This is a genomic window from Paraburkholderia megapolitana (assembly GCF_007556815.1).
Lineage (GTDB): Bacteria > Pseudomonadota > Gammaproteobacteria > Burkholderiales > Burkholderiaceae > Paraburkholderia > Paraburkholderia megapolitana.
This window is the reverse complement of record NZ_CP041745.1, coordinates 671,345-684,524: the sequence shown is the minus strand read 5'-3', so window position 1 is coordinate 684,524 and position 13,180 is coordinate 671,345. Positions and strand designations below refer to the sequence as shown.

11 protein-coding genes and 1 pseudogene are annotated in these 13,180 nt (G+C 64.0%); 6 read left to right on the top strand and 6 right to left on the bottom strand.

What is annotated here, in order from left to right; all coding sequences use genetic code 11:
• Positions 1-48: 48 nt before the first annotated feature.
• The 3 genes from otsA to FNZ07_RS16450 all read right to left on the bottom strand — a co-directional run bounded on the left by otsA (position 49) and on the right by FNZ07_RS16450 (position 3,611).
• A complete protein-coding gene (gene otsA, locus FNZ07_RS16460) occupies positions 49-1,446 on the bottom strand; it encodes an alpha,alpha-trehalose-phosphate synthase (UDP-forming) (RefSeq protein WP_091010057.1) in 1,398 nt (465 codons plus the stop codon).
• Between the two features lie 19 nt (positions 1,447-1,465).
• A complete protein-coding gene (locus FNZ07_RS16455) occupies positions 1,466-1,741 on the bottom strand; it encodes an HU family DNA-binding protein (protein WP_091010055.1) in 276 nt (91 codons plus the stop codon).
• Between the two features lie 409 nt (positions 1,742-2,150).
• Complete coding sequence (locus FNZ07_RS16450) at positions 2,151-3,611, bottom strand: purine-cytosine permease family protein (RefSeq protein ID WP_091010054.1); 1,461 nt, start codon at positions 3,609-3,611, stop codon at positions 2,151-2,153.
• Positions 3,612-3,808: 197 nt separating this feature from the next.
• Here FNZ07_RS16450 and FNZ07_RS33665 point away from each other — a divergent pair, with 197 nt between their 5' ends.
• The gene (locus FNZ07_RS33665; RefSeq protein WP_143098033.1) at positions 3,809-4,327 is read left to right on the top strand and encodes a zinc-ribbon domain-containing protein; all 519 of its coding nucleotides are present in this window, start codon (positions 3,809-3,811) and stop codon (positions 4,325-4,327) included.
• On the opposite strand, the gene FNZ07_RS16440 is transcribed toward FNZ07_RS33665, so the two are convergent.
• Entirely contained in the window at positions 4,288-5,712 is a 1,425-nt protein-coding gene (locus tag FNZ07_RS16440; RefSeq protein ID WP_091010052.1) for an aldehyde dehydrogenase family protein, read from the bottom strand. The two genes, FNZ07_RS33665 and FNZ07_RS16440, sit on opposite strands and share 40 nt — an antisense overlap.
• Before the next feature lie 110 nt (positions 5,713-5,822).
• Here FNZ07_RS16440 and FNZ07_RS16435 point away from each other — a divergent pair, with 110 nt between their 5' ends.
• A complete protein-coding gene (locus tag FNZ07_RS16435; protein ID WP_091010050.1) occupies positions 5,823-6,740 on the top strand; it encodes a LysR family transcriptional regulator in 918 nt (305 codons plus the stop codon).
• 49 nt (positions 6,741-6,789) lie between these two features.
• Here the strand turns inward: FNZ07_RS16435 and FNZ07_RS16430 are convergent, their stop codons facing one another.
• Positions 6,790-7,467 (bottom strand): DedA family protein, encoded by a 678-nt coding sequence (locus tag FNZ07_RS16430; protein WP_170275780.1) that lies wholly within the window; start codon positions 7,465-7,467, stop codon positions 6,790-6,792.
• Positions 7,468-7,681: 214 nt separating this feature from the next.
• On the opposite strand from FNZ07_RS16430, the pseudogene mutL reads away from it, so the two are divergent.
• The 3 genes and pseudogenes from mutL to miaA all read left to right on the top strand — a co-directional run.
• Positions 7,682-8,383 (top strand): annotated as a pseudogene (gene mutL / locus FNZ07_RS34535) (DNA mismatch repair endonuclease MutL); the annotation flags it as partial.
• Positions 8,384-8,454: 71 nt separating this feature from the next.
• The gene (locus FNZ07_RS34530) at positions 8,455-9,705 is read left to right on the top strand and encodes a DNA mismatch repair MutL family protein (protein WP_409373398.1); all 1,251 of its coding nucleotides are present in this window, start codon (positions 8,455-8,457) and stop codon (positions 9,703-9,705) included.
• A 43-nt stretch (positions 9,706-9,748) separates the two neighbouring features.
• Positions 9,749-10,714 (top strand): tRNA (adenosine(37)-N6)-dimethylallyltransferase MiaA, encoded by a 966-nt coding sequence (gene miaA, locus FNZ07_RS16420; protein ID WP_091010899.1) that lies wholly within the window; start codon positions 9,749-9,751, stop codon positions 10,712-10,714.
• Positions 10,715-10,801: 87 nt separating this feature from the next.
• Here miaA and purM read toward each other — a convergent pair whose 3' ends face one another.
• A complete protein-coding gene (gene purM, locus FNZ07_RS16415) occupies positions 10,802-11,857 on the bottom strand; it encodes a phosphoribosylformylglycinamidine cyclo-ligase (RefSeq protein ID WP_091010045.1) in 1,056 nt (351 codons plus the stop codon).
• Between the two features lie 226 nt (positions 11,858-12,083).
• On the opposite strand from purM, the gene FNZ07_RS16410 reads away from it, so the two are divergent.
• On the top strand, positions 12,084-13,163 hold the full coding sequence (locus tag FNZ07_RS16410) for an AI-2E family transporter (protein ID WP_091010043.1): 1,080 nt from the start codon (positions 12,084-12,086) through the stop codon (positions 13,161-13,163).
• Positions 13,164-13,180 lie beyond the last annotated feature (17 nt).

Sequence of the window (13,180 nt, the reverse complement as noted above, 5' to 3'; positions counted from 1 at the left end):
CTCAGATCCGGGAAATGTCGGATTGTACGGTCGGCATGGCAGATCGCGTCAGGAGTCGTGTTCCTGCCCGCTGTGCTCGAGCGCTTCGAGAAAGCTCGCGCACCACCAGTGCACATCGTGTTCGCGAATCCGCTGCGTGAGCCGCGTATGCCGGTTGATGCGTTCGTCGAGTGGCATCGTCAGCGCGCGCTGGATCGCCTGCGCGGTGCCTTGCGCGTCGTAGGGATTGACGAGCAACGCGTCGGTCAACTGTTCGGCTGCACCGGCAAAGCGCGACAGCACGAGCATGCCAGGATCGGCCGGGTCCTGCGCCGCGATGAACTCCTTCGCGACGAGGTTCATGCCGTCGCGCAGCGGCGTGACGAGCGCGACGCGGCTCGCGCGGTACAACCCCGGCAGACGCTTGCGCGCAACATTGCGGTGAATGTAGCGCACCGGCATCCAGTCGAGTTCTCCGTAGTCGCCGTTGATCTCGCCACACAGGCTGTCCATCTGCCGGCGCAGATCGTCGTAGGCACCGACGTCCTCGCGGCTTGGCGAGGCAATCTGGATCAACGTCGCGCTGTTGTGATTCTCCGGATATTGCGCAAGCAGTTCGCGAAACGCATGCACGCGCTGCGGCAAGCCCTTCGAATAATCGAGCCGGTCGACACCGATCAACAAACGTCGCCGTGAATACTCCTCGCGCATGCGCACGAACATCTCGCGCCCTTCCTTCCCTTGTGCGAGCCCCGCGAATTCGTCGACATCGATACCGATCGGATACGCGCCCACACGCAGCGTGCGCTGAAACGCCCGCAGACGACCCGGCTCCAGCCGGTGCGCCTGAGCTTCCGATTCGACGTAGTGCGCGAAATGCGTGACGTCGGCTTCGGCCTGAAAACCCACGAGGTCGTAAGCGAACAGCGAGCGCATCAACCACTCGTGCTCGGGAATCGCCGCCATGATGAGCGGCGGCGGCATCGGAATATGCAGGAAGAAACCGATGCGGTTCGTGCATCCCATCGCGCGCAGTTCGGCCGCGAGCGGAATGAGGTGGTAGTCGTGAACCCAGATGAGATCGTCGGGCCGCAACAGCGGCATCAGCTTGCGCGCAAACAGCTGGTTGACGCGCCGGTAGCCGGCCGCGAAGCGGACATCGAAGTTGGCGAGGTCGAGCCGGTAGTGAAACACCGGCCACAAAACATCGTTTGCGTAGCCGAGATAGTAGGTTTCGTAGTCGCGCTGATCGAGATCGAGCGTGGCGAGCGTAACGCTGCCTGTCGTCTGTACGCGTACATCGGGTTGGCCGGCTGCTGCGTCCGTCTCGCCGCGGATTTTCCCGCTCCAGCCGAACCATAAACCGCCGGTCTGCTGCAGGCTTTCCCGCACCGCGACTGCCAGCCCGCCCGCTGCGGTCTTGCGCGGGTCGGCAGTGCGGTTGGAAACGACGACCAGACGGCTCATCGAGCGAATGGCCGCTGGACTAGCTGTTCACTACGTCCTTGAATGCCTTGCCCGGGGTGAACTTCACTGTTTTTGCCGCGGCGATGTTGATGGTGGCGCCCGTGGCGGGGTTACGCCCGGTTCTCGCAGCACGCGAGCCCTGGCTGAAAGAACCGAAGCCGACGAGCTGTACACCGTCACCCGAGGCAACCGCCTGGGTAATGGCGTGAATTACCGCATCGATGGCTTCTCCGGTGGACGATTTGCTCGCACCTGTGGACGCTGCCACAGCGTCGATCAGTTCCTGCTTGTTCATGGAATCTCCGTGGTGGTCATGTTCGGTTCAATGGCAATCCGCTGCCAGGACACCCTTGATCTGCGGTGGCGCCTGCGCTCTCAGACGCTGGGCAGAGACAGAGCCCGTCCATACCGTAACCCAACCGGCCTGCATTGCACAAGCCTGAGGATCGTGGCAAGGACGCCAGCCCTACCGCCAGGATCGGCCTCCGGCGGGCTTTTCGCCGGGTTCCGACTGGCTGCCGCAAAGCCTGCGCGGCGTCGAATCATACGGCATGTTGGGCTATATACCATGCGATTTCGATGAGATTTCGCAGGATTTGCGTGCTGGATGCACGTCGAGCCGGGCGCGCCCTGGCAGTCCGCGCACCGCCTGGAAGCGCGGATTCGCCGGTCGTTGCGCCTGTCGAAGAGCCAGAACCGATCGCCTACTTCGCGACGGTTTCGCCTTCCCACTTCGCATCGGCGTGCGCCGGATCGTGCGGCAGGATCAGGTGAGCGGGCATGCTGCGCTGCGCCCGGCGTGCAAGCCAGAAGTAAAGGAGCGCGGGTACGACAAGCCCGACGATCCACGAAATATCCGTGCCGCCGAGCCGGTCGACGAACGGTCCGGTATAGAAGCCGCTCGATATGAACGGCAGTTGTACGACCACGCCGATCACATAGACGGCGATCCCGGTCGCGTTCCAACGGCCGTAGCGTCCGTTCGGATCGTATAGCGCGGGCACGTCGTAGCGGTCGCGTGTGATGAAGTAGTAGTCAACGAGATTGATCGCGCTCCACGGCGTGAAGAACGCGAGCAGGAACAGGATGAACGATGAGAACTCTTTCAGGAACGCGTGACGCCCCGCGAGCGCGAGCCACATCGCCGCGCCGATCATCACGACGACATACGCGAGCCGCCCGCGTTGCGAAAAGCGGTTGTCGCCACGAAAACCGCTGACGATCGTCGCCACCGACATCACGCTGCCATACGCGTTGAGCGTCGTGATCGTGATCTTGCCGAACGCAATCGCGAAGTACAGCAGCGCGGCGATCGCGCCTGTCGCGCCGAGCCCGACGACGAACGACACCTCATGCCCGGAGAACTGCTTGCCGGCGAGCGCCGCGGCAAACACGCCGAACGTCATCGAGGTCTGCGCGCCCAGCACCGAACCGGCGCCGATCAGCCAGAACGTCTTGCGCGGAGAAGTCGTGCGCGGCAGATAGCGCGAGTAGTCGGCGACATAAGGACCGAATGCAATCTGCCACGACGCCGACAGCGAGATGGCCAGCAGGAAGCTGCTGATCGAGAAATGACGGATCGCTAACAGTTGCCCGACGTCGTGCCCGATCAGCAGTTGCGCGAACAGGTACACGAACGCGATCACACCGATCACGCTCGCAATGCGCCCGACCGTATGAATCAGCCGGTATCCGAACACCGTGAACGCAACGATGACCGCCGTGAACAGAACAATTCCGGCCTCGTCGCCCACATGCAGCAGTTGCGCGACGGCCTGGCCGGCGAGAACCGTTCCGCTCGCCGAGAAGCCGACGTACATCAGACACACGAGCACGATCGGAATCACTGCGCCATACACGCCGAACTGCACGCGACTCGAAATCATCTGCGGCAGGCCGAGTTGCGGGCCTTGCGCGCCATGCAGCGCCATCACCGCGCCGCCGAGTACCTGGCCGAGCAGCAGTCCCACCAGCGACCAGAACACATCGCCACCCAGCACCACAGCGAGAGCGCCGGTAACGATCGCGGTGATCTGCAGGTTGGCTGCAAGCCACAGCGTGAACTGGCTGATCAGATGGCCATGACGTTCGGCATCGGGAATGTAGTCGATCGTCCGACGTTCGACGACGGTGCGCTCCTGCGCTTCGTGGGTGGGTGCAGCCATGACAGTCCTTTCGAGTGCGGCGGTTTCGAAACGACTGACTGTATGTGGTCAAATTTGTATAGACAACTATTTTCTGCGCCGAATTCACAAACGTTCAAAGTCCAACGTACCGACGATGCCTAAAATCGGCACGCCGCACGCGTGAAATGTTTCGCGCCATCGGTATCGCGCAAACAGGCACGCATCCGGAACACCTCATGTCGAACCACGTAACGCCCACCGCATCCACCGTCGCTCCCATCGCACAACGTCCACGCTGCAACCCGGATAGGCTTGCCCGTCTTCAGGCGGCCGCTGCCGCGCACGGCGGCGCATGTCTCGACGAGGTGTGTGCGAAGCTGCAGGCAAAGTATCGCTTTCGCTGCGCCAAGGGACACGAGTGGCTTGGGTGGGGCCATCTCGTGCTGGTCGGTAAGTGGTGTCGACTCTGCGCCAACGAACGTCAACGTCGCACGATCGAAGACATGCACGAAGCCGCCCGTCGACTCGGTGGCCAGTGTCTGAGCACGGAGTACCTGGGCCACGCGGCGAAGCTCACCTGGAGGTGTGAATTCGGCCACGTCTGGCACGCGACACCACGAACAGTCCAGCAACGGGGCACGTGGTGCCCGCATTGCACGCGGTTACGCCGGCGTGCCGCTTTGCGAGAAAGCGCTCTTTCCGCGCCACAGACCAATCAACCCGCGGAACCCAGCAAGGTCTTCGGCTCGAGATAGGCCTCGAGTCCGAACGCTCCATACTCGCGGCCAATCCCCGACTGCTTGTGACCGCCGAACGGCGCCAGCGGATCGTGATGCACACCGTTAATCAGCACACGTCCCGCGTCTAGCCGCGATGCCACGCTACGTGCACGCGCCGGGTTCGACGAGAACACGCTGGCCTGCAGACCATAGACGGTATCGTTGGCAATCTCGATCGCTTCTTCCTCCGAGCGATACGCGAGGATCGACAGCACCGGCCCGAAGATTTCTTCGCGGGCGATCGTCATGTCGTTGGTGACGTGCGCGAAGACTGTCGGCTTCACGAAGTAGCCGCGCGTCAGTCCATCGGGGCGTCCCGCACCACCTGCAATCAAGGTCGCGCCCTCTTCTTCACCGACCCGGATGTAGTGCTGCACACGCTCGTATTGCTTGCGGTTGACCATCGGCCCGATCGTGGTAGCCGGATCGTACGGATCGCCCGACTGGATCGCAGCGATCAGCGTCCTGACCCGCTCGATCACTTCGTCGAGCCGCTGCTCCGGTACCAGCAGACGTGTACCCGCAATGCAGGCCTGACCGCTGTTCATGAACGCGAGACTGAGGGCAAGCGGCAACGCTTCGGCGAAGTTCGCATCGTCGAGCAGCAGCGTCGGCGATTTGCCGCCCAGTTCGAGCGTCACGCGTTTCATCGTCTCGGCACCCGTGCGCAGGATCGACTTGCCGACCGCCGTCGAACCGGTAAACGAAATCTTCGCGATCTTCGGGTGCGCGGCCAGCGTCGCGCCCACCACACTACCCAACCCATTCACGACGTTGAACACACCGGGCGGCAAGCCGGCTTCGTGCAACGCTTCGATCACGATCTGCGTCTGCAGCGCGCTCATCTCGCTCGGCTTGATGACCGTCGTGCAGCCCGCGGCGATCGCCGTCGCGAGCTTGTTGCAGATGAAGCCGGCGTTGGCGTTCCACGGTGTAATCAGGCCGACCACGCCGACCGGCTCCATCACCACCTCGGCCGTACTCACGCGCCGCGTGAATTCATAGGTCTCGAGTGTGGTCGCCATCGAGAGGAACGCCTCCGCGGCATAGCGCGTGCTCCACTGCGCACGCGCTTGTGGCGCGCCGTATTCCTCGATGGTTGCTGCGTTCAGATCGTCGCTGCGCGCCATCAGCGCGTCGTGCAGCCTGTGCAGCATCGCAATGCGTTCGCTGCGGCTGGTGCGTGAAAACGCCGGGAACGCGCGCACGGCCGCGTCGACTGCATTTTGGGTGTCGATTTCGTCGCCGAGCGTCACCTGGCCGATGACGGCTTCGGTCGACGGGTTCACGAGATCGAAACGCTCGCTCCCGTGCGGTTTCACGAACGCGCCGTCGATATAGATCGTGTCGATGAGCTTCACTTTGTTGCCTCCGTGGCCTTGCGGCCGATTTCAGTGAAGCCAGTCTAGACTTCGACCATTGATTTGATAAGCTACACAAATCCGCATGAGCCATTTTGGAAATCGGGACAATGCATCGCTCAGGCCTGACCGAACTCGAAGCCGTGCTGGCCGTCGCCAGGCTCGGCAACTTCCGCGCGGCGGCGACCGAACTCGGTATGTCGCCTTCCGCGCTGAGCCAGGCGATCGCCGGCATCGAGGCGCGCCTTAACGTGCGGCTGTTCCATCGCACGACGCGCAGCGTCGCGCTGACCGAGGCCGGCGAGCAGTTCGTCGGCAAGATCGCGCCGGCGCTGTCCACGATCCGCGATGCGATCGACGCGGTGAATTCGCATCGGCAGACGCCATCGGGCACGCTGCGCATCAACATGGCCGCGAGTGCGGCACACCTGATCCTCAGGCCGGTCGTGCTGGAATATCTGCGCCGTTATCCGGAGATGAAGGTCGACATGGTGACCGAGGGACGGCTGATCGATATCGTCGCCGGCGGTTACGATGCGGGCGTGCGATTCGCCGAGACGGTTCCGGGCGACATGATCGCCGTGCCGCTCACCACCGAACTGCGCTTCGCCGTGGTGGGCAGCCCCGCCTATTTCGAGCGATACCCACGGCCGCGCACCCCCGACGATCTGCGCAACCACGCACGTATCCGCTCGCGTATGCCGGGCGGCGGGCTGTATCGCTGGGAATTTGCGTGGAAAGGCGAGGTGCTCGATGTCGACGTGAACGGCCCGCTCACGCTCGACGAATCGACGCTGATGCTTGAATCCGCTCGCGCGGGTGTGGGCCTCGCGCATCTGGCGGAATGGCACGTCGCCCGCGATATCGAGCAGGGACGTCTTGTACGCGTGCTCGAAGACTGGACACCGACGTTTCCGGGGTTGAGTCTTTACTATCCGGGTCGTCGGCATGTACCCGCGGGGTTGCGCGCGTTTGTCGATCTGATACGAGAAGTCGGGCCGGTCTCTTCGTCGCACGAACACGCATGAGGCGCTCGTTACGCTTCTTCCGCGAAGCCGGCTATCCGGCGCTAACCGGTCAGCCCTTGCGCTGATCGCTCGCAGACGCAGGCTTACGCAGCATCTTCCACAGCGCCCCAAGCACAACCGGCACGACCGCCGCACCGATACCGACCAGCACGATCACATTCAGGTACTGACGAATAAACGGAATATTGCCGAAGAAGTACCCGAGCAGCACGAGCAGCAGCACCCAGAACAGCGCACCGGTGACATTGAACAACTGGAAGCGGCGCACCGTCATCGCAGATGCACCCGCGACGAACGGCGCAAACGTGCGCACCACGGGAATGAAACGCGCCAGCACGATGGTCTTGCCGCCGTGCTTCTCGTAGAAGTTGTGCGTCTTCTGCAGCGCCGCGCGGTCGAGGAATTTCTCCAGCACCGGAATGTGCGAATTGAATACCTTCGGCCCGATCGCCCGTCCAATCAGATAGTTGACGGTATTGCCGGTGACCGCCGCTACGAGCAGCAGGACGATCAGAAGCCCAAGGCTCATTTCGCCGCTCGCGCAAAACGCTCCGCCGATAAACAGCAGCGAATCGCCAGGCAGAAACGGCAGCACCACCAGCCCGGTTTCGCAGAACACGATCAGGAACAGCACCGCATACACCCACGCGCCGTATTGATTGATGAAGACTCCGAGAAACTTGTCGATGTGCAGGACAAGGTTCACAAACTGCAGCAGCGTATCCAAGGAACGTCCCTTATGAGCGGATGAGGTGACCGGCCCGCGAGCATGAAAACACGCGGGCGGCGAAGGCGCGCCCGATACTGCGGCGCCAAGCCGGAAAATTGACCGCGCCATGATACCGAAAGTGCCTGGCCGCAATAAAAATATGGTGTGACCACCGCGGCGGCGCCGCCCCGGAGCGTCAGCGGGAAGTGCGGCAAATCGCTATAATCCGTCCATGTCCGAGTTCTCAGAATTCTCCGAAAAAGCCGCCGAAGCCACCGGCTCCACCGCAGCGCAGCCGTCCGAGAGCGCCGCGCCGCGCCGCTTGCGCACGATCCAGCCGCTACCCGATCAGTTGATCAGTCAGATCGCGGCCGGCGAAGTGGTGGAGCGCCCGGCATCGGTCGTCAAGGAACTGCTCGAAAACGCTATCGATGCCGGTGCGAGCACCCTGCGCATCCTGCTCGACGAAGGCGGCGTCAAACGCATTTCGATCACCGACGACGGCTACGGCATCCCCGAAGCCGAACTGCCGCTTGCGCTGATGCGCCACGCGACCAGCAAGATCCGCTCGCTGGCCGAGCTTGAATCGGTTGCAACGCTCGGGTTTCGCGGGGAAGCGCTGGCTTCGATTGCATCGGTGGCGGAGATGTTCATCACGAGCCGCACCGCCGATGCGCCGCACGCGGTACGCATCGATGCGCAAACCGGCGTGCTCGCGCCCGCGGCCGGCACTCAGGGCACGACGATCGAAGTACGCGAGCTGTACTTCAACACGCCCGCGCGCCGCAAATTCCTGAAGAGCGAGCAGACCGAACTCGGTCATTGCCTCGAAACGATTCGCCGCTCGGCACTCGCGCGGCCCGACGTCGCGATCTCGGTGCTGCACAACGGCCGCGCCGTCGAACACTGGAACGCAACCGATCCCTCCGGGCGCGTCGCGAAGATTCTCGGTGAGACGTTCGCGACCGCGCATCTGCCGCTCGACGAATCGGCGGGCCGCTCGCCGTGTATGGCTGCGCGGGGTTGCCCACCGCGAGCCGCGGGCGCGCCGATCAGCAATATTTCTTCGTCAACGGACGCTTCGTGCGCGACAAGCTGCTCACGCATGCCGTGCGGGCCGCCTATGAAGACGTGCTGCACGGCGACCGCTATCCGTCCTATGTGCTGTTCCTCGACATTCCGCCCGAAGCGGTCGATGTGAACGTGCATCCGTCGAAGATCGAAGTGCGTTTCCGCGATTCGCGCTCGATTCACCAGTTCGTGTTTCATGCGGTGCAGCGCGCGCTGGCGCGGCATGCGGGGGCATCGCCAGAGACGACTGCGGGTGGGCATGCTGCGCATATCGCGCCGGTTGGCGGAGCGCCTGGTACGTCTGGCGCCTTCGGCCCAATGCCCACCGGTTTGCCCGGCACGGGGTTCGGCAATCGCGGCGACAGCGGTAGTGGTGGTGCCGACGCCGGCAACACCTGGCTCAGACAGGCGCGGATGACGCAGGGCACGCTACCGGTTGCGCAGCCGCTCGCGCTTTACGATGCGCTGTTCGGTCGTCGCGACACCGGTGCCGGCACCCCGCAAGGCTCGACGACGCTCGAAGCCCGCGAGGGAACGACGACGCCGTTTGCTGCGCCCACAACGTTCGGAACGCCCGCAGTACACACCTTCGCCGACGACGAGCAACCGCTCGGCTTCGCGCTCGGCCAGATCCATGGCATCTACGTGCTAGCGCAAAACGCGCAAGGGCTCATCATCGTCGACATGCACGCGGCGCACGAACGCATTCTCTACGAGCAGTTCAAGAACGCGCTCGCCGATCGTACGATTGCGGTGCAGCCGTTGCTGATCCCGCTATCGATGCCCGCCGACGCCGTCGAAATCGGCATCGTCGAGGAAGAGCGCGAGACGCTCGATGCGCTCGGCTTCGATCTCGCGGTGCTGTCTCCGACGTCGCTCGCGATCCGCGCCGTTCCCGCGTTGCTGAAGGATGCCGACCTGCAGGCGCTCGCGCGCGCGGTGCTCACCGATCTGCAGGCGTACGGCGGCTCGCGTGTGCTGACCGAGCGCCAGCATGAGTTGCTCGGCACGCTCGCGTGCCATCACGCGGTGCGCGCGAACCGGCGCCTCACGCTCGACGAGATGAATGCGCTGTTGCGCCAGATGGAAGCCACCGAGCGCGCGGATCAGTGCAATCACGGGCGGCCGACATGGTATCAACTGACGCTGACCGACCTCGACCGCCTGTTCATGCGCGGGCAATGAGCGTGCTGCGTTGTTTGCTACGTCGAAGAGCCAGCCTGCGATGATGTCCGCCTCCCCCCTCGCACCCATTCCCGTTGCGTGCCTGCTCGGGCCGACCGCCTCCGGCAAGACCGCGGCCGCGCTCGCTTACGCGGCGCGGCGGCCGGTCGAGATCGTCAGTGTGGATTCGGCGCTCGTCTATCGCGAGATGGATATCGGCACCGCGAAGCCCGATGCCGACGAACGTGCCCGCGTGCCGCATCACCTGATCGACATCGTCGATCCTGCCGATGCCTACTCCGCCGCCGATTTCCGCACCGACACGCTGCGCCTGTGCGGCGAAATCGCGGCACGCGGACGCATGCCGTTGCTGGTGGGCGGCACGATGCTGTACTACCGCGCGTTGACGCAGGGACTGAACGAACTGCCCGCCGCCAACCCTGAGGTGCGCGCCTCGCTCGATGCCGATGCGGCCCGCGAGGGTTGGCCCGCGATGCACGCGCGGCTCGCCACAATCGATCCCGAGACCGCCGCGCGGCTCGCGCCGAACGACTCGCAGCGCATCCAGCGTGCCCTCGAAGTCTTCCTGCTGGCCGGCCAGCCGATGTCGGCGCTGCTAGCCGCGCCGTCGCGTGAAGACACAGCGGCATCGGCAGCGACGCACTGGCGCTTCGTGCCGGTCGCGCTGGAGCCGTCGGATCGCAGCGTTCTGCACGAACGGATCGCGCGCCGCTTCGATGCGATGCTCGCGAACGGTTTCATCGATGAGGTGGAACGGCTACGCGCCCGCGGCGATCTGCATGCGGGCCTGCCGTCGATGCGTTGCGTCGGCTACCGGCAGGCCTGGGAGTATCTGGACGGCGCCGTAGATTACGCGACGATGCGCGACAAGGGCGTCTTCGCTACGCGGCAGCTCTGCAAGCGGCAGTTGACGTGGCTGCGCTCGATGCCGGAGCGTATCGTCGTCGATTGCTGTGCCGACGATGCTGTCGAGCGTGCGTTGACTGCGCTGGAGCTGGCGGTCGGCTGACGCTGCGGGTTTGGCGTGGGAGGGTGTGCTGCGGGAAACAACAACCGGCAACGCATGAAACGTTGCCGGCAAACCTACGTCGCTACTTCAAACAACGACCGTCTGCGCTTCACCTTCGCGGCTCTCGCGCACGGTACCGATCTTCCAGACCTGTTCGCCGGCAGCGGACAGCAGCCCGATGGCCGTTTCGGCATCGGCAGCAGATACAACCACCGCCATCCCGATCCCGCAGTTAAACACGCGATGCATCTCGGCATCCGCCACACCGCCGTGCTTCTGCAGCCACGAGAACAGCGGCGGCAGCGGCCATGCGCGATGGTCGAGCTCGGCGGTGAGGCCGGTCCTCAACACACGCGGAATATTTTCGACGAGACCGCCGCCGGTGATGTGCGCCATACCCTTCACCGCGATCTGCTGCATCAGCGCGAGCAGCGGCTTCACATAGATGCGCGTAGGCGCCATCAGCGCATCAGCGAGCGTCCGGCCGTCGAAGTCAGCGTCGAGGTCCGGCTGCGCACGCTCGATGATCTTGCGCACCAGCGAAAACCCGTTCGAATGAATGCCACTCGACGCGAGCCCCAGCACGACGTCGCCGGGAGCGATCGTGCTGCCGTCGATGATCTTGCTCTTCTCGACCGCACCGACCGCGAAGCCCGCCAGGTCGTATTCGCCATCCGGGTACATGCCCGGCATTTCGGCCGTTTCGCCGCCGATCAGCGCGCAACCCGCATACTCGCAGCCTTGAGCGATGCCCTTGACGACCGTCGCCGCCGTACCAACGTCGAGCTTGCCGCAGGCGAAGTAGTCGAGGAAGAAGAGCGGCTCGGCGCCCTGCACGAGGATGTCGTTGACGCTCATCGCGACGAGATCCTCGCCGACCGTGTCGTGGCGGTTCAGGTGAAACGCGAGTTTCAGCTTCGTGCCGACGCCGTCGGTACCGGACACGAGCACCGGCTCGCGATACTTCTTCGGCACCTCGAAAAGCGCCCCGAAGCCGCCGATGCCGCCCAGCACGCCGTCGCGCATCGTCTTTTTGGCAAAGGGCTTGATGGCGTCGACAAGGGCGTCGCCCGCGTCGATGTCCACGCCGGCGTCGCGATACGACAAACCTTGGGCGTCAGAGGCGGATTTCGGTTGATTCATGGGGAAGCGCGAGAAGGTCGGTAAAATGCGATTTTACCCGATGCGGACCGGTCGGCTGGAATTTGACTGCGGGTTAGTCCGGTTGCCGGCCAGCGGTCAGCCTGGCTGTCGGCCCGGCGGCCGCCCGCGCGACGTACCGCAACCGCGCCCGGCTGTCGCCCTATCTACCCGCTCAGTTGCCTGCGCAGCTGTCCATGCAGTTGCCCAATCACCAGGGAAATACGCCTTGCAGCAAAACTCTCCGCTTCTGACCCAGTACCAGCGCCACGTCTTCATCTGGCTCGCCATCGCGCTCGGCACCGGCATCCTGCTATGGCTGCTGAGCCCGGTGCTGACCCCGTTCCTGCTCGGCGCGATCCTCGCGTACATCCTGCAGCCGGGCGTCGCGTGGCTCGTGCGACGGCGGGTGCCGCGCGGTCTCGCCGCCCTGCTGATGATGCTGCTGTTCGCGCTGCTGATCACCCTCCTCGTCCTGCTGATCCTCGCGGTCGTACAGAAGGAAGGGCCGCAATTGCGCCAGCAGGTGCCTGGCTTTTTCACCCACCTGCACGACTGGGTGCAGCCGAAACTCGCGGTGCTCGGTCTGGCCGATTCGCTCGATTTCGCGAGCATCCGCGATCTCGTGATGGGTCAGCTCGAAGGCAGCGCGAAGACCGTCGCCCTGTATGCGTGGACCTCGGTGCGCACCAGCGGCAACGTGATGATCACCGTGATCGGCAACGTCGTGATGGTGCCGCTCGTGCTGTTCTATCTGCTGTACGACTGGAACGACATGCTGCGGCGCGCCCAGAATTTCGTGCCGCGTCGCTGGCTCGACAAGACGCTGCAACTCGCCCACGACATGGACCAGATGCTGTCGCAATACCTGCGCGGCCAGTTGCTCGTGATGGCCGTGCTGGCCGTGTTCTACGCGCTCGCGCTGTGGATCGCCGGCTTCGAGATCGCGCTGCCGGTTGGCATCTTCACCGGCATCGCCGTGTTCATTCCGTACATCGGCTATGCCACCGGTCTCGTCCTTGCGCTGCTCGCCGCGCTGCTGCAATTCGGCAACTGGTACGGCTTCGGCGCGGTGGCGGTGATCTACGGTATCGGCCAGGTGCTCGAAGGCTTCTTCCTGACGCCGCGCCTTGTCGGTGAACGAATCGGTCTGCACCCGCTCGCCGTGATCTTCGCCCTGCTCGCATTCGGTCAACTGTTTGGCTTTTTCGGCGTGCTGCTCGCGCTGCCCGTCAGTGCGATCCTGTCGGTCGCAGTGCGCGAGCTGCGGCTGAGCTACCTGTCGAGCACGCTCTACAAGAACAACTGATTGTTTTCATTTTCAGC